At 57.4% G+C, this 19,478-nt stretch carries 17 protein-coding genes, 4 tRNA genes and 1 pseudogene; 2 read left to right on the top strand and 20 right to left on the bottom strand.

The features are described from left to right. Nucleotides 1–71: 71 nt before the first annotated feature. The 14 genes from rplL to aroQ form a co-directional block, all read right to left on the bottom strand. Nucleotides 72–452, bottom strand: coding sequence for a 50S ribosomal protein L7/L12 (gene rplL, locus EV679_RS01275; protein ID WP_068373374.1), 381 nt, complete (start codon nucleotides 450–452; stop codon nucleotides 72–74). Between the two features lie 91 nt (nucleotides 453–543). Next, nucleotides 544–1,068, bottom strand: coding sequence for a 50S ribosomal protein L10 (gene rplJ, locus EV679_RS01270; protein ID WP_127775461.1), 525 nt, complete (start codon nucleotides 1,066–1,068; stop codon nucleotides 544–546). 264 nt (nucleotides 1,069–1,332) lie between these two features. Beyond that, nucleotides 1,333–2,034, bottom strand: a complete 702-nt coding sequence (gene rplA, locus EV679_RS01265; protein WP_127775462.1) for a 50S ribosomal protein L1 — start codon at nucleotides 2,032–2,034, stop codon at nucleotides 1,333–1,335. Nucleotide 2,035: 1 nt separating this feature from the next. Continuing rightward, entirely contained in the window at nucleotides 2,036–2,470 is a 435-nt protein-coding gene (gene rplK, locus EV679_RS01260) for a 50S ribosomal protein L11 (RefSeq protein WP_068373384.1), read from the bottom strand. A 101-nt stretch (nucleotides 2,471–2,571) separates the two neighbouring features. After that, entirely contained in the window at nucleotides 2,572–3,105 is a 534-nt protein-coding gene (gene nusG / locus EV679_RS01255) for a transcription termination/antitermination protein NusG (protein WP_068373387.1), read from the bottom strand. 9 nt (nucleotides 3,106–3,114) lie between these two features. Then, a complete protein-coding gene (gene secE / locus EV679_RS01250; RefSeq protein ID WP_068373390.1) occupies nucleotides 3,115–3,498 on the bottom strand; it encodes a preprotein translocase subunit SecE in 384 nt (127 codons plus the stop codon). A 46-nt stretch (nucleotides 3,499–3,544) separates the two neighbouring features. After that, nucleotides 3,545–3,620: transfer RNA gene (locus EV679_RS01245), tRNA-Trp, on the bottom strand. 110 nt (nucleotides 3,621–3,730) lie between these two features. After that, entirely contained in the window at nucleotides 3,731–4,921 is a 1,191-nt protein-coding gene (tuf, locus tag EV679_RS01240) for an elongation factor Tu (RefSeq protein ID WP_068375540.1), read from the bottom strand. A gap of 56 nt (nucleotides 4,922–4,977) precedes the next feature. Continuing rightward, a tRNA-Thr gene (locus EV679_RS01235) sits at nucleotides 4,978–5,052 on the bottom strand. Between the two features lie 41 nt (nucleotides 5,053–5,093). Next, nucleotides 5,094–5,167: transfer RNA gene (locus tag EV679_RS01230), tRNA-Gly, on the bottom strand. A gap of 117 nt (nucleotides 5,168–5,284) precedes the next feature. Further along, a tRNA-Tyr gene (locus tag EV679_RS01225) sits at nucleotides 5,285–5,370 on the bottom strand. 203 nt (nucleotides 5,371–5,573) lie between these two features. Beyond that, complete coding sequence (locus tag EV679_RS01220) at nucleotides 5,574–6,350, bottom strand: transporter substrate-binding domain-containing protein (RefSeq protein WP_130486353.1); 777 nt, start codon at nucleotides 6,348–6,350, stop codon at nucleotides 5,574–5,576. Between the two features lie 96 nt (nucleotides 6,351–6,446). Beyond that, on the bottom strand, nucleotides 6,447–8,369 hold the full coding sequence (locus EV679_RS01215) for a bifunctional sugar phosphate isomerase/epimerase/4-hydroxyphenylpyruvate dioxygenase family protein (protein ID WP_130486352.1): 1,923 nt from the start codon (nucleotides 8,367–8,369) through the stop codon (nucleotides 6,447–6,449). Nucleotides 8,370–8,418: 49 nt separating this feature from the next. After that, on the bottom strand, nucleotides 8,419–8,871 hold the full coding sequence (gene aroQ, locus EV679_RS01210; protein ID WP_130486351.1) for a type II 3-dehydroquinate dehydratase: 453 nt from the start codon (nucleotides 8,869–8,871) through the stop codon (nucleotides 8,419–8,421). 281 nt (nucleotides 8,872–9,152) lie between these two features. On the opposite strand from aroQ, the gene EV679_RS01205 reads away from it, so the two are divergent. Beyond that, entirely contained in the window at nucleotides 9,153–10,079 is a 927-nt protein-coding gene (locus tag EV679_RS01205; protein WP_068373466.1) for a LysR family transcriptional regulator, read from the top strand. A 93-nt stretch (nucleotides 10,080–10,172) separates the two neighbouring features. Here the strand turns inward: EV679_RS01205 and EV679_RS01200 are convergent, their stop codons facing one another. From EV679_RS01200 to EV679_RS01175, 6 genes and pseudogenes are all read right to left on the bottom strand, one after another. Further along, nucleotides 10,173–11,150: an asparaginase gene (locus EV679_RS01200; RefSeq protein WP_165389927.1), complete on the bottom strand. Its 978-nt coding sequence runs from the start codon at nucleotides 11,148–11,150 to the stop codon at nucleotides 10,173–10,175. A gap of 4 nt (nucleotides 11,151–11,154) precedes the next feature. Beyond that, nucleotides 11,155–12,213 (bottom strand): ParB/RepB/Spo0J family partition protein, encoded by a 1,059-nt coding sequence (locus tag EV679_RS01195; RefSeq protein ID WP_130486349.1) that lies wholly within the window; start codon nucleotides 12,211–12,213, stop codon nucleotides 11,155–11,157. 13 nt (nucleotides 12,214–12,226) lie between these two features. Beyond that, a complete protein-coding gene (locus tag EV679_RS01190; protein ID WP_130486348.1) occupies nucleotides 12,227–13,024 on the bottom strand; it encodes a ParA family protein in 798 nt (265 codons plus the stop codon). A gap of 134 nt (nucleotides 13,025–13,158) precedes the next feature. Next, nucleotides 13,159–13,827 (bottom strand): annotated as a pseudogene (gene rsmG, locus EV679_RS01185) (16S rRNA (guanine(527)-N(7))-methyltransferase RsmG); the annotation flags it as partial. Further along, the gene (gene mnmG, locus EV679_RS01180; protein ID WP_130486347.1) at nucleotides 13,827–15,746 is read right to left on the bottom strand and encodes a tRNA uridine-5-carboxymethylaminomethyl(34) synthesis enzyme MnmG; all 1,920 of its coding nucleotides are present in this window, start codon (nucleotides 15,744–15,746) and stop codon (nucleotides 13,827–13,829) included. The pseudogene rsmG and the gene mnmG, both read right to left, overlap by 1 nt. A 658-nt stretch (nucleotides 15,747–16,404) precedes the next feature. After that, nucleotides 16,405–16,611 (bottom strand): cold-shock protein, encoded by a 207-nt coding sequence (locus EV679_RS01175; RefSeq protein WP_068373478.1) that lies wholly within the window; start codon nucleotides 16,609–16,611, stop codon nucleotides 16,405–16,407. Between the two features lie 1,385 nt (nucleotides 16,612–17,996). On the opposite strand from EV679_RS01175, the gene EV679_RS01170 reads away from it, so the two are divergent. Further along, entirely contained in the window at nucleotides 17,997–19,163 is a 1,167-nt protein-coding gene (locus EV679_RS01170) for a nucleotide sugar dehydrogenase (RefSeq protein WP_068373481.1), read from the top strand. Nucleotides 19,164–19,478 lie beyond the last annotated feature (315 nt).

Below are 19,478 nucleotides of genomic sequence, written 5' to 3'. Positions count from 1 at the left end.
AGATGGGTTTCCTGGAAACGCAAAAGCCCGGAGGAGGCACCAAGACCTCTCCGGGCAGCAAAACGCAGGTCTTACTTCAGTTCGACCTTGGCGCCGGCTTCTTCCAGCTTCTTCTTGGCGGCTTCGGCGTCAGCCTTGGCCAGCGCTTCCTTCACGGTCTTGGGAGCGCCGTCGACCAGGTCCTTGGCTTCCTTCAGGCCCAGGCCCGTCAGTTCGCGCACGGCCTTGATGACGCTGACCTTGTTGGCGCCGGCTTCGAGCAGCACGACGTCAAATTCGGTCTTTTCTTCAGCTGCGGGAGCAGCAGCGCCAGCAGCCGGAGCGGCCACAGCAACAGCGGCGGCAGCAGCCGACACGCCAAACTTTTCTTCCAGATCCTTGATCAGCTCGGACAGTTCGAGCACGGTGAGGCCAGCGATGGCTTCGAGGATTTCAGCTTTATTCAGTGCCATTTTCAAAGAACTCCAAAATTGGATAATGCCAGGGTATGGTTGTCGCTCAGTCGTTCAATTGATACCGACCATTTCCAGAGGGGAAGCCTGATCAGGCTTCGGCCTTCTGGTCGCGCACGGCCGCGAGGCCACGCACGAACTTGGTCGGCACTTCGTTGAGCGTACGGGCAAATTGCGTAATCGGGGCTTGCATGGTGCCCAGCAGCTTCGCCAGCAGCTCTTCACGCGACGGCAGGGAGGCCAGGGCCTTCACGCCTTCAACGTCGAGCACGCTGTTGGGCAGCGAACCGCCCTTGATGACCAGCTTGTCGTTGGTCTTAGCGAAGTCACTCAGCACCTTGGCGGCCGCAACCGGATCATTGCTGATGGCGTACATCAGCGGACCGGTCAGTTGCTCGGACAGAGGCTCGAAAGCCGTGCCGGCAACAGCGCGACGCACCAGCGTGTTCTTCAGAACACGCAGATAGACGCCCGATTGGCGCGCATTCTTGCGCAGTACGGTGACGGAGGCGACGTCCAGACCACGATACTCAGCGACAACGATCGACTTGGCTTCGACCAGCTCGGCCGAAACTTCTTCGATAACTGCCGCTTTCTCTTGACGATTGAGACTCACGGTTGAACACTCCATCAAAGGACACCAGGAAAATCCCGATGTCGTACCGAATGCGGCGAACCTGGACGAGTTCTTGAACTACAAGAAATCTTCCGTGGGACGCCGTCTACGCTGGAGACGCAGCTACCTGCATCATTAAATCCCCGGTTGACGTCCGTATCGCAAGCGATATGGCGGCTGCCGGGCATTCCAGCGGTCTTTGACAGCAGCATCCAGGCCCAGGGGGCCCGGATGAAGCCCAAAGTCTTTACAACAAACCTGCTATCAGGCGGCCGAAGTCAGCGAAGCGACTTCAACACGCGCGCCGCCACCCATGGTGGAGGACACGGCAACCTTGCGCAGGTAAACGCCCTTGGCGGCAGCGGGACGAGCCTTGTTCAGCGCGTCGATCAGGGCAGCCAGGTTGGTCTGCAGCTGAGCCACGTCGAACGAAGCACGGCCGATGGTGGCGTGGATGATACCGGCCTTGTCGGTACGGTATTGCACTTGGCCAGCCTTGGCATTCTTGACAGCGGTGACGACGTCCGGGGTCACGGTGCCGACCTTCGGGTTCGGCATCAGGCCACGGGGGCCCAGGACTTGACCCAGGGCACCGACGACACGCATCGTGTCGGGCGAAGCAATGACCACGTCGAAGTCGATCTGACCGCCCTTGATGCGCTCGGCCAGGTCTTCCAGGCCGACGATGTCGGCGCCAGCAGCCTTGGCGGCTTCCGCTTTTTCGCCTTGGGCGAAAACAGCGACGCGGACGCTCTTGCCGGTACCGGCAGGCAGAACCACGGAGCCACGGACCAGTTGGTCCGACTTGCGGGGGTCGATACCCAGCTGCACGGCCACGTCAACGGATTCGTTGAACTTGGCAGTCGCGGTTTCCTTGATCAGGGCCAGCGCGTCAGCGACGGGGTACAGCTTGGTGCGGTCGATCTTGGCACGCAGAGCAGCGGTGCGCTTGGAAAGCTTAGCCATATCAGATCACTCCTTCAACCGTAATACCCATGCTGGCAGCGCTACCGGCGATCGTGCGCACGGCGGCGTCCAGATCGGCAGCGGTCAGGTCAGGCGCCTTGGTCTTGGCGATTTCTTCAGCCTGGGCGCGCGTCAGCGTGCCGACCTTGTCGGTATGGGGCTTGGGCGAACCCTTTTGCACACCAGCGGCCTTCTTGATCAGAATGGTCGCGGGCGGGGTCTTCATGATGAAGGTGAAGCTCTTGTCCGCGTAGGCAGTGATGACCACGGGGATGGGCAGACCCGGCTCCAGGCTCTGCGTCTTGGCGTTGAACGCCTTGCAGAATTCCATGATGTTCAGACCGCGCTGACCCAGCGCCGGACCGATGGGGGGGGAAGGATTAGCCTTACCAGCCGGGACCTGCAGCTTGATAAAGCCGACGATTTTCTTCGCCATCTTTAACTCCAGACGGGTACAAACGTTTCCCAGGACGGGAAACTCCCCGAGGTTGAAAATCGGAAATGCCGCCAGACTGGCCGGCGGCTTCCGTCAGAAGCTCAGGTCTTTTCGACCTGGCTGAAATCCAGCTCGACCGGTGTGGCACGACCGAAAATCGTGACCGTGACACGGACCTTGCTTTTCTCGTAGTTGACGTCTTCGACGCTGCCATTGAAATCCGCGAACGGACCTTCTTTGACACGCACCATTTCGCCCACTTCGAACAGAATCTTGGGACGGGGCTTTTCACCACCCTCTTCCATTTGCGACAGGATGCCCTGGACTTCGCGCTCGGAAATCGGCGTGGGCCGGTTACCGGTGCCACCCAGGAAGCCAGTCACGCGAGGCGTGCTCTTCACCAGGTGCCAGGTTTCATCCGTCAACTCCATTTCGACCAGCACATAGCCCGGGTAAATACGGCGCTCGGTGATGGACTTCTGGCCGCCCTTCACTTCCACGACTTCTTCGGAAGGAACGAGGATGCGGCCAAAGGAGTTTTCCAGATCCGCACGCTGGATACGTTCCACCAGCGCACGATTAACACTTTTTTCCATGCCGGAATACACATGGACGACATACCAACGCTTGCTCATTACGCGTCCTTAGTTCCAGCCCATGAGGAGGTCATACAGACCCCACTGAATAATCTTGTCCACAAACCACAGCAGGATGGACATGACAATCACGAACGCGAACACCACGCCCGTCATCTGTACCGTTTCCTTGCGGGTCGGCCAGGTTACGCGGCGACGCACTTCCTCGTAGGAAGCTTGCGCGAAGGCACCGAAACGACGGCCCGGCTCACTGAACCAGGCGATGACAGCAGCCAGAACCAGCGAACCCAGGAAAACGGACACCCGCGCCACCAGAGGCTGCGCGCTCAGCGCCGAAAATCCGTAAATGCCAGCAGCAACGACCAGAACGGCCAAGACGAGCTTGACGCGATCAGCGGTACGGCTAACGGTTTCTACATTGGTATTGGACATTTTCTGACGCCGCGAGCCAGATAGGAGGAAACCACACATGGGAGTGTGGCAGGGGCAGTAGGAATCGAACCCACAACCTTCGGTTTTGGAGACCGACGCTCTGCCAATTGAGCTATGCCCCTACGATTACCTGGCAGCAAGACCACCCGGGAAATGGATAGCCTTATATATTACTACAAGACAGCAAAAAATGCAGCTGGCATTTTAACACCAGCTGCATTTACGAGACAACTTACTTGATGATGCTGGCAACGACGCCGGCGCCGACGGTACGACCGCCTTCACGGATGGCGAAACGCAGGCCTTCTTCCATGGCGATGGGGGCCAGCAGCTTCACAACGATGGAGACGTTGTCGCCCGGCAGAACCATTTCCTTGTCGGCCGGCAGGTCGATCGTGCCCGTCACGTCCGTGGTACGGAAGTAGAACTGGGGACGATAGCCGTTGAAGAACGGGGTGTGACGGCCGCCTTCTTCCTTCGACAGGATGTACACCTCGGCGGTGAATTCCGTGTGCGGCTTGATCGAACCGGGCTTGGCCAGCACTTGGCCGCGCTCGACTTCTTCACGCTTGGTGCCGCGCAGCAGGATACCGACGTTGTCGCCAGCCTGACCTTGGTCCAGCAGCTTGCGGAACATTTCCACGCCCGTGCAAGTCGTCTTCACGGTGTCGCGGATACCGACGATTTCGATTTCTTCGCCGACCTTGATGATGCCGCGCTCAACGCGACCCGTCACCACCGTGCCACGGCCCGAGATCGAGAACACGTCTTCCACAGGCATCAGGAACGTGCCGTCCACGGCGCGCTCAGGCGTCGGGATGTACGAATCCAGCGCTTCGGCCAGACGCAGAATGGCCGGCTCGCCCATTTCCGATTGGTCGCCTTCCAGCGCCAGCTTGGCCGAACCCTTGATGATCGGGGTATCGTCGCCCGGGAAGTCGTACTTGGACAGCAGCTCGCGCACTTCCATTTCGACCAGTTCCAGCAGCTCGGCGTCATCAACCATGTCGGCCTTGTTCAGGAACACGATGATGTACGGCACGCCAACCTGACGGCTCAGCAGAATGTGCTCGCGCGTTTGCGGCATGGGACCGTCAGCCGACGACACCACCAGGATCGCGCCGTCCATCTGCGCTGCACCCGTGATCATGTTCTTCACATAGTCCGCGTGGCCCGGGCAGTCAACGTGCGCATAGTGGCGCGACTTCGTCTCGTATTCCACGTGCGAGGTGTTGATCGTGATACCACGAGCCTTTTCTTCCGGCGCGTTGTCGATCTGGTCGTAGCCCTTGGCTTCGCCGCCAAATTGCTTGGACAGCACCGTGGCGATTGCCGCCGTCAGCGTCGTCTTGCCGTGGTCAACGTGACCGATCGTGCCGACGTTCACGTGCGGCTTGGTGCGTTCAAACTTACCTTTTGCCATGACGGACTCCTGCCCTGGAATAAGAAGCGTATGAGTGTTTAACAACGAAAGGAGAGTGGTGCCCATGACGCGGATCGAACGCGTGACCTCTCCCTTACCAAGGGAGTGCTCTACCACTGAGCCACATGGGCATTGATTCCACCGTACTTGCGACGGCGAAACAATCAACTACTGGAGCGGGTGAAGGGAATCGAACCCTCGTCGTAAGCTTGGAAGGCTTCTGCTCTACCATTGAGCTACACCCGCAATCACGAATCAGCCAGGCTGATCAGCCTCACTTGCCGAGGGCTTACGCGACTACCTTACCCGCTACATCAACGCCCGCTTCGTCCTTGAACGATTGTGCGGGCGCTTCAGCAAACTTGGTGGAGAGGGTTGGATTCGAACCAACGTAGGCGTTAGCCAACAGATTTACAGTCTGCCCCCTTTAACCACTCGGGCACCTCTCCGTAGAATTCAAAATTATGGACCTCTTCTTTACTAGTGTCAAGCGCTATCAACTAAAAAGAATAAAATAGTTGAAATCGTGCGCTGGCTACAACGAAATTGTCCTCACCAGCCCTGCCTGGGTCCAGGGCTGGCGCCCCGACGGCGAACCGGATAGGGCGCCAGCCGAGGCAGCCCCAGGCGGCCGCACGGCCCTCCAGATGGTTTACTTCAGCCAGTGCCGGCCGGCTTCTTCGACGCCCCCGCGCTTGTCGACCAGATCCCAGGCAAATTCCATCACGCGGATGTAATCCGGGTCATCCACCGGAAGCATGAAGCCCAGGTAGTTCTTGGGCGTCAGCGGCGTGTCGATGAATTGCGCGCTCAGGCGCGGGTCCGACTTGCTGTAGTGCAACGCTTCATAGGTTTCCGTGATCATCACGTCGCCCTTGCCTTCAGCAATCAGCGCAGGAATTTCCGCATTTTTGTCATGCGTGCTGATCTGGGCCTTGCCCAGGTTGGCCAGCACGAAAGCCTCGTTGGTCCCGCCGGGATTCTTGATGACCTTCACGCCGGGCTGGTTCAGGTCAGCCACCGACTGGTAGCGGCCGGCTTCACTGCTGCGTACCAGCGCGACCTTGCCGAAGGGCGCATAGCCCGGCAGCATCTCGACCTTGCCGATACGTGCGGCATTGCGCGTGATGCCGCCCACCGCCACATCGAAATGATTGGCCTGCAGGTCAGGCATCAGCTGGGGCCAGGAAGTCTGCACGTATTCCACCCGCAGCCCCAGTTCCTTGGCGATCTGCTCGATGACGTCGATATCATGGCCCTCGTAGCCGCCGTCGGCTGTCTTCATCGCAAAGGGCCGGTAATCGCCTGGCGTACCCACACGCAACACCTTGCTCTCCATGATGGCGTCCAGCCGGGGGCCGGCAGTCGCAGATGTACAAAGCGCCAGGCCGGCGGCAAGGCCGGCCAGAACTCGGGAAACTTGTCTCATGAGGCTACCCTCTGTTTTATTGTGGTTGTTGGAAAAATAAACGGCCCGGCCCGGCGACAAACGCCGAATCGGGCCGCTGGCCAGCGCCGCTCTTTATCAGTCGTTGCCGGCTTGGGCCCTGGCCGCCACCCGCGCCGCTGCGTTGAGCGCCCCGACGCCGGCATAACTGCCCAGGCGCTGTACGGCCTCGCAGAAGAAATGCCCTGCAATGTTATCGGTGTAGCAATGCAGGTACTCGCCGCCGGCATCCCGATCGTACAGCACACCGTGCTCGCGCAGTTGCGCCAGCAAGTCCGGCGCCAGATCCAGCCGGCTGGCCAGGTCGTCGTAATAGTTCGGCGACACGGGCGTAATGGCAACCCCTGCCGTCTTCCAGGCACGTACCGTCGCAAAGATGTCGTGGCTGGAAAAAGCCAGGTGATGCACCGCCACCCCGCCCTGCTGCTGGGCGGCCCTGGCGGTATCGGTGCTCAGGCTTTGCGAAACATTCAGCACCAACCTCAGACTGCCATCCGTATTGGCCGCAGTGGTAATGTCCACCAGGCCATAGGGGTCGGCAAACTGCAGGTTGTCTCCCTGGTTCAACCCCAGCACCGAGCGTGCAAACAAGGTCCAGGTATCGCGCTGGCCGACATTCATGCCCAGGGCCAGGTAATCCAGCCCGCTAATGGCGGCGGCCGAGCCGGCTTCCGCCTGGGATGCCTGCTCCAGCACGAAATCGGCCTCGAACAGGCCATTGGGCGCCAGGCTGGACGATACGAAATACACGACGATACCGCCCGGTGAAACAATCGCCGGCAATACCATTTCCCCCGCCCCCACCGGACTTTCAAAACGCGCGGATTGCAGGGCCTGGCCACGGCTGAGCGCGCCTACCGGGTCCTGCGTATACAGGCCCAGGGCACACACCGAGGCGCCGAAACTGCCAAAACGCTCGCGAGCAAAAGAGCCGGGCTGGGAATTGAGGATCAAGGCCACATCGCCCTGGCGATACAGGATGGCCTGCTTGGAGCGGTGCTTGCCGGCGCGCCGGAAGCCCATGCGTCCGAACATTTTCCCCAGCCCGGCCGCCGACGCTTCATCCACGGCAAACTCGACGAAACTCACGCCGGAAAATACAGGCGCAGGCGGCGGATTGAACAACTCGATGCGCGCCGCCGTTGCTTTCAACTTCTCGGGGTCTTCGTCCGCCTCGGGCCGGGCCAGGCGTTCGCGCCCCCAGCTTTCGAGATACAACAGCGAACGCATAGCATCCAGCGCAGTACGACGATTGGGCGTCTCGCGGAAGATGTCATTGAAAATTTCCAGTGACAACGGCCCGCTGTAGCCCGCCAGCAAGGTCTGCAGGAAGAAGTTTTCCACATCCAGCTGGCCCTGCCCAGGGAAGCAACGGTGATGGCGGGCCCAGTCTATGACATCCAGCGTCAGCAGCGGTGCGTCGGCCATCTGCAGGAAAAATATCTTGTCGCCGGGGATGGCCGCAATGCCGCTGGGATCGTCCTTGAGCGACAGCGTATGGAAACTGTCCAGTATCAACCCCAGATGAGGGTGCGCCGCGCGCTGCACGATATCCCAGGCCTGCCCGTACAGTTTGACGTGGCGCCCCCAGGAAAGCGCCTCATAGCCGATGCGCAGATTGCGACGTGCAGCACGGTCCGCCAGAAGCGCCAGCTGGTCTGCGGCCAAGGCTGGATCATCGATGGCATGGGGTGAGGTATTGGAGCAGCACAGCACCAGCCCGCATCCCATTTCCTGCATGATGTCGAACTTGCGTTCGGCACGCTCCAACCCACGCTGCAACAACTCGGCCGGCATGGCCTCGAAATCCCGGAATGGCTGGTAGAGATCAATCGTCAGGCCCAGGTCAGCAGCCATGTTGCGCAGATCGCGCGCCGAGCCATTGAAATGAATGAAATCGTTCTCGAACAATTCGATGCCATCGAAACCGGCTGCGGAAATGGCTTCCAGCTTTTCCCGCAAGGTTCCGCTCAGGGAGACGGTTGCAATCGATCTACGCATATTGGGTTTTCTCTACAACGACAGCCGGCAACACTCGCCCGAACGGGAATTACTTGTCCTGCAAACGCACCAGGGCCTGAATGGCCAATGCGTAGCCATCAACGCCCATGCCGACGATGATGCCGCGCGCCGCGGGCGAAATATAGGAATGGTGGCGGAACGATTCCCGTGCATGCACATTGGAGATGTGCAGTTCGATCAGGCGCACGGCAGCGCCCTTGATGGCATCGTGCAGCGCAATGGAAGTATGCGTATAGGCACCAGGGTTCATCACCACCCCAATGCAACGGCCGGCAGCAATCTCGCGGCCCACTTCCTGAATCCAGTCGACCAGCACGCCTTCATGGTTGCTCTGGCGGCACTCGACCTCCACCCCCAGCTTCGCGCCCTCCTCGCGGCACAGGCGCTCGACGTCAGCGAGCGTTTCATGGCCATAGACGGCAGGTTCACGCGTACCCAACAGGTTCAGGTTGGGGCCATTGATAACAAGGATGCTTGCCATGAGTGAAATCCAGAATCCAGTGAAGGAAAAATGAAAAGCCCAGGCCCGGAGACCGGGCGCAGTCCGGCGCCAGTGCACATGCCGTTATCGGAAAGCCGGATCGCCAACGGATGCCGGTCCTGGCCGGCGCCTGGCGCGTAAGCATAGCGTCTGGACCAGGCGCGGCAATAAGCGCTGGCAGCGCTGGCGCAGAACCAGATGCAAAATCAGGAAACAGGCCAGTGTAATAGCTACCCAAGCGAATATAATTACCAAATTCATTAATTCAAAAGACACGAATCATGAATAATGAACCAGCCCTTATGGATCTGCGTGTTTTTTCCATCGCGGCCCGCCTGGGTAGCTTCGCCGCAGCCGCCAAGGACATCGGGAAGTCGCCCGCCTATGTCAGCAAGCGTATCGCCATACTGGAACAGCAGCTGGGAATCCGCCTGTTCCATCGTACCACCCGCCGCATCCATATCACGGAAGAAGGCGAGATGGTTTACGACTATGCGCGCCGCATCATAGAAAACATGACGTCCATGACGGAGCTGGTTGCCAGCAGCAAGCTGGAGCCATCCGGCCTGCTGCGCATCGCCACCAGCATGCGCCTGGGACGCCATCATGTCGCACACATTCTGGCCATGCTGGAAGAGCGTTATCCCAAGCTGGAAATCTGGCTGGAACTGCTGGACCGCCACGTCGATATCCTGGAAGAAGGCTATGACATCGATATCCGTGTCGGCGATCCCAAGCAGCCTCACCTGATCGCGCATCGCATCACCCCCAGCCGCCGCATCCTGTGCGCCGCGCCTTCCTACATTGCCAAGCGCGGCATGCCCCAGAGCCTCGCGGATCTTGCCCAGCATGAATGCCTGGTGTTCCGCGACCGCGAACAGGCATTCGGCGTCTGGCGCCTGCACGGCCCCAAGGGGCTGGAAACCGTCAAGGTCAATGGCCGCTATGGTTCCAACCACAGCGACGTCGTGCGCACCTGGGGCATCCGGGGGCTGGGCATTTTCATGCTCTCGGTATGGGATATCGCGCGCTACATCGAAGACGGCAGCGTTATCCAGATACTGCCGGCCTATCAGGAATTCGCGGATGTCTGGGCCACCACCAGCAACCGATCAGCCAACTCCGCCAAGGTGAAAGTCGCCATCGAGTTTCTCAAGGAACAACTTTGCGACGGGCCCTATGCCCTGAATACCCGCGTCGTTCCCTGATACGCCCGAAGTCAATAAACGCTGGCCCCGGGTAATGGCCTCGTATGCCCTGCGCGACTCGGCCTGCTCATGCCTTTAGCATGCAGCGCCGGCTCACTGGAGAAAATGCTGCTGGATGAGCTCGCGCTGGCGCGTTTCCGCCAACGCCAGCATCAACAGGATGCGCGATTGCGGCGCATCGTAAATGCCTGCAGCAACAAAACCCAGCGCATCATCATCCACTTCAGCGGCACGCGTCACCCAGCCATCGAGGCACCGGCGCGAACGCACCACCACAGCCCCCCGCTCTGCCGCTTCGGCCAGAACAGCCAGGCAGGCACCAGACGCATTGCCATTGCCTACCCCTGCCAGCACCCATCCGTCCCATCCCAGCTCCGTGCAGGCACGGACCTGCTCCGGCTCCATACCTGCATGGGCATAGATCACGCCCACCTTGGGCCAGGCCCCGGCGCTGGCAGGCAAACTGTAGCGGCGGCTTGCAGGCGCGGCCACGCCAGGCGTCCAGCGAATATGATCCCCGATAAACGTGCCCAACGGACATGCGCCAGGTGAAGCGAACGCCACCAGGCCACTTGCCGATATTTTCCTGAGCCACTGCGCCGCATGGACATTGCCATTGAACGCAACCAGCACATTGCCTGCGCTGTCTGGCACGGGTTGTGCAGCCAGCAACAAGGCGTGACGCAGATTCACCGGACCATCGGCATCCGGCGCATCAGCCGGACGCATGGCGCCAGTCAGGACCACAGGAAAAGGGACTGCCAGCACGCGCGACAGGAAGAAGGCAGTTTCTTCCATCGTATCGGTACCGTGGGTCACCACGACCCCATCAAAACCGCCTGACACGGCAGCAGCCTCGATACGACGGACCAGGCGCAGCCATATTGCCTGGTTCATATCCTGGCTGCCTACGCTGGCGATATCTTCCACGTCGATATGCAAACCGCTGCCATCCAGCCCGGAATGCGCCAGCAATTCCTGGCCCTCGATCTGCCCTGCCCGGTAGCCTCCGCCGGCAGTCTGGCGACCCGCGATAGTACCGCCAGTGGCCAACACCAGAAGCCTGCGCATGGAATCAGGCATCCAGCACGCTGCCCAGGCCTTGCTTCTCCAGCAAGGAAGACAGGTGATCCCAGCCATGGAAATCAATGACGATCTTGCCGCGTTCGCGCGCGCCGAGTTTGAGCGTCACCTTGGTACCAAGTTGGTCCGACAGTGCCTCTTCCAGGCGCAGCACATCCCGGCTGGGAGACTGGCGCGCACGCCGGGCATCCGGAATGGTGCCATCATCTTCCTGCAGCGTGCGGGCAACCAGCTTTTCCGCTTCGCGCACGGTCAGGCCCTTGGCCACGATGAAATTCGCCAACTGGATCTGTCGCGCGGCATCCAGCGACAACAAGGTCCGCGCATGCCCCATGTCGATATCGCCCGCCAGCAACATGGTTTGCACCGGGCCGGCCAGGTTCAGCAAACGCAGCAGATTACTGGTGGCAGAACGTGAACGGCCGATTGCCTGGGCAGCCAGCTCATGCGTCAGCCCGAACTCGTCGAGCAGACGTCGGACGCCATGAGCCTCTTCCAAAGGGTTCAGGTCCTCGCGCTGGATGTTTTCCACCAGCGCCATGATGGCAGCATGCTCATCCGGCACCTCCCGGACCAAGACCGGTACCTCCGCAAGCCCGGCAATGCCTGCAGCGCGGAAGCGGCGTTCACCGGCAATGATTTCATACTTGCCTGCGTTTTCACCTGTCAGGGGCCGCACCAGTACCGGCTGCATGATGCCCTGCTCGCGAATAGATGCCGCCAACTCATTCAAGGCACCTTCATCCATACGCGTGCGCGGCTGATACTTGCCAGGCACCAACTGGGCCAGGGCCAGCACAGACGGCGCCGTGCTGGCCCTGGCGGCCGGTTGTGCAGCCGCCTCGGTGATGGCCGCCAGAGCAGGTATATCGCCGCCCAGCAGCGCATCCAGGCCGCGCCCCAGCCCTCGGCTCTTCTTGGCTGCCGCAACAGCCTTGGACGCGGGTTTCGCAGCAGCCTTGGCTGCAGCCGCCGGACGAGCCGCGGCACGCTTGGCGGGCGCTTTCGCCACCGTTTTCACTGCACCGTTCTTCTCAGCTTTGCTGGCCATCCTCAACTCCTGTTTAGCTCTTCGCGTTCACACGCTTGATCATTTCTGCACCGAAGGCCACATAGGCCTTGGCACCACGCGAGTTGCGGTCATAGACCACACCAGGCAGGCCGTAACTGGGCGCTTCAGCCAGACGCACATTGCGCGGAATGACGGTAGTGAATACCTTATCGCCAAAGTGCGATACCAATTGCGCCGAAACTTGCTGCTGCAGTGTGACACGTGGATCGAACATGACCCGCAGCAAACCAATCAGGCGCAACTCGGGGTTGATGTTGTGATGCACCCGCTTGACGGTATTCACCAGATCGGAAAGTCCTTCAAGCGCGAAGTATTCACACTGCATCGGAATCACCACGCCATTGGCGCAGGCCAGCCCGTTGAGCGTCAGCAGGGACAAGGTCGGCGGGCAGTCGATCAGAATGAAGTCGTAATCGCCAGACACCTGCGCAAGGGCCTGCTTGAGGCGCTGCTCGCGGTCGCTCATTTCCATGAGATCCATCTCGGCGCCAGCCAGTTCACGGTTGGAAGGCAGGACGTCATAGCCGCTGTCGCCAGCCGAGACAATGGTTGCCTTGATATCAGCCGTTCCGATCAGCACCTGGTACAGCGTTTCATTCAGCGTATTCTTATCAACGCCGCTACCCATGGTGGCATTTCCCTGCGGGTCCAGGTCAACCAGCAGTACCTTCTTCTTGTGCTGCGCCAGGCCTGCGGCAAGGTTGATGGCAGTGGTAGTCTTGCCTACCCCGCCTTTCTGGTTGGCGATGCAGAATATTTTCGCCGCCCGGACTTTCTTCACTGTTTTCATTCAACGATTTCCTTGCTGGAACGAGTGGCAAACGCAGGCATCGCAGCCTGGGCGCTGGCACCACCATCATGGGGAGCCTGCGGCTCTGATTGGAGACTTCCTTGTGCTGTGCCCTGATCGGCCATGGAGGACATGCCGCGAGCGGCCTGTAGCCACAGCAGGCAACGCTCACCCTCCAGTTCCGGTACCGTCAGCGCTTCCGTTCTTTTGACCAGCCAATCGCCCTTGTCCTCCAGGGCTCTGATTTCTTCGACAGGTATTTTGCCTTTCATCGCCACCATGTAGCCACCATCACGTACATGATGGCCGGACCAGCTGGTGAAATCCACAAGCGAAGCAAAAGCCCGAGAGATAACGATATCGCATGCCTGGGCCGGCAAGCTTTCGATGCGGGCATGTCGGGATGACAAGTTCGCGAGTTTCAGCGTACCAGAGACCTGCCGGATGAACGCTGTTTTTTTCTCTACGGCGTCAACACAGACGACATTCCAGTCCGGCCTCATGATGGCCAGCACCACGCCGGGCAAACCGCCACCGGAACCGACATCCATGATGGACAGGGATTGACTGCCAGCATGACGGATCAACGGTGAAACCACACTCAGGCTGTCGTACAGATGCTGCACCAGCATTTTCTGAGGATCGCGGATAGCCGTCAGGTTGTAGGTCTTGTTCCACCGCGCCATCAGTTCGATATAGCGGCACAGGGTTTCTGCCTGGAGCCCGGTGATATCCAGCCCCAGTGCGCGTCCAACCGCAATCACCTGCCCAGCCGTTCCCGCAGACAGACTCATGGACACCATTACTGTTTCTCCGCTTTGTTCTTCTGGTAATGCATGCGCTTGAGATGCACCATCAACAAGGAAATGGCGGCAGGCGTCACACTGGATATGCGGGCTGCCTGCCCCAGCGTGGCCGGGCGAGCTTCGCGCAGGCGTTGCCGGACCTCAAAGGACAGGCCCGACACAGCGTCATAATCCAGTTCAACAGGGATAGGCTGGCTTTCATAGATAGACAGACGACGAATCTCATCCTGCTGTCGATTGATATAGCCCTCGTACTTGACCTGGATGGATACTTGCTCGGCTTCGTCTTCGGTCAAGGGTTCGGCCGGCGCAAAGGCAGTGCCATCGGCAGCAGTCACAGCCATCAAACGTTGATAGTCCACATCAGGGCGACGCAACAATTCTGCCAGCGTGTATTCCTTTTCAATGGGCTTGCCCAGCAAGGGCTCGGCAATTTCTGGCGTGAGGATGCGAGGAGTAATGACCGTCTTGCGCAGCCGCATTGTTTCACGTGAAACAGCGTCGCGCTTGTCGGAAAAACGCTGCCAGCGTTCATCATCAACCACGCCCAGGCGTCGCCCGATTTCGGTCAAGCGCATGTCGGCATTATCTTCCCGCATACTCAGGCGATACTCGGCCCGCGAGGTAAACATGCGATAGGGTTCCGTCACCCCGCGGGTAACGAGATCATCGACCAACACGCCAAGATAGGCTTCATCACGGCGAGGAACCCACGCCTCTTCCCCTTTCACCTTCAGCGACGCATTGATCCCGGCCAGCAGCCCCTGGGCCGCAGCTTCTTCGTAGCCAGTTGTGCCGTTGATCTGCCCGGCAAAAAACAGCCCCTGTATATGTTTGCTTTCCAAACTGGCATGCAAACCACGCGGATCGAAGTAATCGTATTCGATAGCGTAGCCAGGACGCAGGATATGCGCATTTTCCAGACCAGGCAGGCTATGCACCAAATCCAGCTGAACATCGAAAGGCAGGCTGGTAGATACGCCGTTAGGGTAATACTCGTTTGTGTCCAGACCCTCGGGTTCCAGGAATACCTGGTGGGAATCCTTGTCAGCGAAACGATGGATTTTGTCTTCTATCGACGGGCAGTACCGTGGCCCGATTCCTTCGATCACGCCGCTGTACATCGGCGAACGATCCAGACTACCACGGATGATGTCATGCGTCCGGCTATTCGTATGCGTGATCCAGCAAGGCAACTGCTGCGGATGCAAGCCAGCATTTCCGAGATAGGAAAACACCGGTATGGGATTGCTATCACCGTCTTGCCTTTCCAGACGTGAAAAATCAATACTCCGACCATCGATGCGTGGCGGCGTGCCAGTCTTCAAGCGCCCTTGGGGCAACTTCAGTTCCTTCAGCCGTTGCCCCAGGGTAATAGCCGGAGGATCACCTGCACGGCCGGCGGAATAATTGCTCAGGCCAACATGAACCAGGCCGTTCAGGAAAGTGCCAGTAGTCAGCACCACACTTCGTGCACGAAACTTGATGCCAAGCTGGGTAACCGCTCCCACAACCTTGTCACCTTCCACCATCAAATCGTCCACTGCTTGCTGGAACAACCACAGGTTGGCTTGATTTTCCAGGCGATAACGTACGGCACGCCGGTATAGCACCCGATCTATCTGCGCACGTGTGGCGCGGACAGCCGGCCCCTTGGAACTGTTCAATGTGCGGAACTGGATGCCTGCTTCGTCGGCACAGATCCCCATGATGCCACCCAGGGCATCAACTTCCTTGACCAGGTGTCCTTTACCTATACCACCGATAGAGGGATTGCAGGACATCTGTCCAAGAGTCTCAATATTGTGCGTCAGTAACAGCGTGGCACAGCCAGCACGAGCGGCAGCCATTGCCGCTTCAGTGCCAGCATGGCCTCCGCCCACGACAATCACGTCAAATTCGGTGGGGTAGAACATGGCGACAAGCATCCTAAAAAAATAATTATAGACGCGTCGCTCGTAACGGGTGTTTCACGTGAAACATAAAAACAAAAATATCGGGCCCACCCCTAGGTATGCGGCAAATAGCCAACACGCAGCAACAGTGGCCGGCCCTTTCCTGCTGTACCCAGCAAGTACAGATAATTATTGCTTTTCGTGGCTACAGTGTTGCGTACGTGACTCCCCCTAACCCTAAGTGGGTCCCAAAAGCCACTGCAACGGTTCTGTATCGGTAAGTGAAAACTTTTGGCGAGAAATCGAGAAAAGCTGCTACAGCAAGCCGAGCTATTGAAAATGGCAGCATTCACGCAAGAAAAATTTCTTGGCAATGCAGATACACACACATCAAGCTATCGATGATGTTTCACGTGGAACAACCGATGTGAAAGATGGCAAGTAACCACATTCCTGGGCACTGACCGATACCTGCTGTTCTTGAGCAGAAGAACCCCTGGTATCGATATCGATCGCTAGGTTTAGGTTTCACACACTAACCCGGAAGACATGCGCCTGAATCAGGAACGTAATTCTCCGGCAAGCCTTGGGCGCCAAAATAAAAAACCCATGTCCAAGAGAACATGGGTTTGCATAGTGAACCAGTCTCCCTAATGGGCAAACGGTTCAAAGTGACACGTCAGAGAGGCTGAATATTTTCTGCCTGAAGACCCTTGGGGCCGTCCTTGACATCAAATTCAACCGCTTGACCTTCATTCAAGCTGCGATAGCCGCGGCCTTGAATGGCGGAAAAATGGGCGAATACATCGCTACCACCAGCATCGGGCGTAATGAAACCAAATCCCTTTTCCGCGTTAAACCACTTCACTTTGCCCGTTTGAGCCATGATAAGTATCCTGATTAAAAAATATATACAACAAACCAATGCTTTTATATAGGAAAGCCCCATATAAAGTCAGACCCAATAAGCATCGAATTGGGAACGGGTTTAAAACGGCTGACAACATCAGCAAACGCAGAATACAGAGAATATAAATAAAAATCCACTCCGCGTTTTCCCGAATATAGCATTAATCTTTGCGGTGACGCGTCATAAATTGACGATTTATTATTTCACTATATGAAATACCGTGATAACAGTCAAGAATTGAAATTAACTTGAAATAGTTATTACGGTATTCAGCTGCTGTTGTTCATACAGCGGGTGCTGAACCAACCATATCCTTAACTTGCACAGTTTTGCCGAGGCACCTGTTCTTTCTTGTTTTGTATATATCTTTATATATAACTGATGGTTAATGATGGGTGTCTGTGGATAACTATACGAAGATGATATTTATCAATTAAATCATCATCTTAAGGCTTCATTCTGGCTGTTGCTAAGTCACTTGGCAGCCTGTTCATCGATTCTGGATAGAATTTTCATCCTTGCGTTTTTCGTCAGTTGTCCAGAATCGATGAACGGGTTGTCAACAGGCTTTTCCCCAAGATGAGTGATGCATGTTTGATCTATCTCAAATAAATCGAATAGAGAATGACCTGTCTTGCTTTTTATGTGTGTCATCAATCGAGTAACACTCAGGTAATACAGCGGACATTGAAATACCTGTTTTGAGGTTGGAGTGATTCATGAAAAGCTGAAGACATGAATAAAGGTATTCGTAACGGGTTGAAAAAATATCAGTGGCTTCATTGGAACGAATGCTTTGCCATCGGTGGGTCAACATCGTTGGTGTTCCAGATCTGAAACGCATGCATGTACATGTCTTGTGTGGTGTCGATGACTGTTATGAGCTTTTCCTGGCTGTGTAAAGGGGCTCGCAGGGGCCGAAAAGACAGGGTGTTGTTGTTTATAAATGTTTATATATATAGATGGTAATAATGGATAAGGCCTGGGGATATGTGCATCGTTGGGTGTTATTCCAGTAAAAACAATGACTTGGATGCCGTTATCGATGTGCGCAACTTTATGCATAGGTCTGGCATGAAAAGTGGATGGATTTTCGGATAAGGCATCGATGCCGAGTTATCCAGAATCGATGCACAGCTTGTGCACGGACTTGTTCAGCATCCAGCGCCCTGGCAAGCCATTTGGGGCAGCAGGCCGCATTTTTCTGGTGGCAGCCGTCCCCACATAGGTCTGTTGCGCCGGCACTGGCGCGGTCATGCTGACGTCATCGGCCACGGATATAACTTCGGGAGGACAACCGGTGGTTGGTCCCCGCATGGGCCGGCCGCCGGTTGGGTGCTTGATGAAAGGCGGCGAGGCTTATGAAAATCGCGGTAGCCGGGACTGGCTATGTTGGCTTGTCCAATGCAGTGTTGCTGGCGCAGGCCAACGAAGTGATGGCCTACGATATCGATGCAGGCAAGGTCCAGGCCATCAACCAGGGCCGCTCCCCGATCGAAGACCCGGATATCAGGGACTTCCTGGCAAGCAGGAAGCTATCCCTGCGCGCGACGAGCGATGCCAGCGAGGCATTCCGGAGCGCCGACTACGTGATCGTGGCGACACCCACCGATTACGATCCCCATACCAATGGTTTCGATACCCGCAGCGTCAAGCAGGTGGTTCGGACAGTGCTGGGGTGCAACACGGCCGCTGAAATCATCATCAAGTCGACGGTACCCGTGGGCTTTACTGCAGGGCTGCGCCAGGAATTCGGGTATGAGCGCATCACTTTCTCGCCAGAATTCCTGCGCGAAGGACGGGCGCTGTACGACAACCTGCATCCGTCCCGCATTATCGTGGGCGCGCGTACCGATGCTGCCCGTCAGTTCGGACGTTTGTTACGCGAAGGCGCGAGCCGCAAGGATGTGCCGGAGCTCTATACCGATTCCACTGAGGCCGAGGCGATCAAGTTGTTCGCCAATACCTACCTGGCCATGCGTATCGCATTTTTCAACGAGCTCGATACCTATGCCCAGATCAAGGGCCTGGAGACACGGCAGATCATTGAAGGGATAGGCCTGGATCCCCGTATCGGGATGTATTACAACAATCCGTCCTTTGGCTATGGTGGATACTGCCTACCCAAGGATACCCGCCAGTTGCTGGCTAATTATGCCGATGTACCCAACTGCCTGATGCGGGCCATCGTAGACGCCAATACCATGCGCAAGCAGTTTGTGCTGGAAACGGTCCTGGCGCGCCGGCCGACGTGCGTAGGGGTTCACCGCCTGGTCATGAAGGAAGGAGCGGACAATTTCCGCGAGTCGGCGGTGCAGGATATCATCCGCGGCCTGCAGGCTGCCGGCGTATCAGTCCTGATTCACGAACCCAAACTGGTTCAGGACAGCTACATGGGATGTGAAAACGAACCCATGCTTGCGCGCTTCAAGGCGCGCAGCGATGTGATCGTGGCCAATCGATGGTCGGAGCAACTGGCTGATGTCGCCGGCAAGGTCTATACGCGCGACGTATTCGGATTGGACTAGAGATATATCCAGATTTCTGGTGCGGTATGGCACGTCTTTTCTTCACTTTGAATGTAACGGAAGCGCCTCAAAGTGTTGTCAATTTGCAGAATCCTGTGATTCTGAACCAAAACTATCGCCGTTTCGTATCGTCATTCATAGCGGTCTTTTACAATTAGTGACTATGCGCAGATTGGCATGATCGCCAGGAAAATCTTCGTTTTTTTGTGCAGACTGGCGTTTACATGTGATTTATTGTTACTTTTATAGTAATTTTGCAATGATTTGCATGGTTTTAACGTCATGAATGATGGAAATAAGGAAATAACGTCGATA

Origin of the sequence: Kerstersia gyiorum (genome assembly GCF_004216755.1) — a bacterium.
In the GTDB taxonomy this organism is placed as follows: Bacteria; Pseudomonadota; Gammaproteobacteria; order Burkholderiales; family Burkholderiaceae_B; genus Kerstersia; species Kerstersia gyiorum.
Note: the sequence above shows the minus strand (reverse complement) of the source record. Positions and strands in the feature narration are given on the sequence as shown.

Coding starts and splice junctions, on each gene's coding strand:
- EV679_RS01215 (WP_130486352.1), bottom strand. CDS start 8,369: ATGCGTAGATCGATTGCAACCGTCTCCCTGAGCGGAACCTTGCGGGAA.
- EV679_RS01170 (WP_068373481.1), top strand. CDS start 17,997: ATGAAAATCGCGGTAGCCGGGACTGGCTATGTTGGCTTGTCCAATGCA.
- nusG (WP_068373387.1), bottom strand. CDS start 3,105: ATGAGCAAGCGTTGGTATGTCGTCCATGTGTATTCCGGCATGGAAAAA.
- EV679_RS01200 (WP_165389927.1), bottom strand. CDS start 11,150: ATGCGCAGGCTTCTGGTGTTGGCCACTGGCGGTACTATCGCGGGTCGC.
- EV679_RS01220 (WP_130486353.1), bottom strand. CDS start 6,350: ATGAGACAAGTTTCCCGAGTTCTGGCCGGCCTTGCCGCCGGCCTGGCG.
- aroQ (WP_130486351.1), bottom strand. CDS start 8,871: ATGGCAAGCATCCTTGTTATCAATGGCCCCAACCTGAACCTGTTGGGT.
- EV679_RS01205 (WP_068373466.1), top strand. CDS start 9,153: ATGAATAATGAACCAGCCCTTATGGATCTGCGTGTTTTTTCCATCGCG.
- rplK (WP_068373384.1), bottom strand. CDS start 2,470: ATGGCGAAGAAAATCGTCGGCTTTATCAAGCTGCAGGTCCCGGCTGGT.
- rplA (WP_127775462.1), bottom strand. CDS start 2,034: ATGGCTAAGCTTTCCAAGCGCACCGCTGCTCTGCGTGCCAAGATCGAC.
- rplL (WP_068373374.1), bottom strand. CDS start 452: ATGGCACTGAATAAAGCTGAAATCCTCGAAGCCATCGCTGGCCTCACC.
- mnmG (WP_130486347.1), bottom strand. CDS start 15,746: ATGTTCTACCCCACCGAATTTGACGTGATTGTCGTGGGCGGAGGCCAT.
- EV679_RS01190 (WP_130486348.1), bottom strand. CDS start 13,024: ATGAAAACAGTGAAGAAAGTCCGGGCGGCGAAAATATTCTGCATCGCC.
- secE (WP_068373390.1), bottom strand. CDS start 3,498: ATGTCCAATACCAATGTAGAAACCGTTAGCCGTACCGCTGATCGCGTC.
- EV679_RS01195 (WP_130486349.1), bottom strand. CDS start 12,213: ATGGCCAGCAAAGCTGAGAAGAACGGTGCAGTGAAAACGGTGGCGAAA.
- tuf (WP_068375540.1), bottom strand. CDS start 4,921: ATGGCAAAAGGTAAGTTTGAACGCACCAAGCCGCACGTGAACGTCGGC.
- EV679_RS01175 (WP_068373478.1), bottom strand. CDS start 16,611: ATGGCTCAAACGGGCAAAGTGAAGTGGTTTAACGCGGAAAAGGGATTT.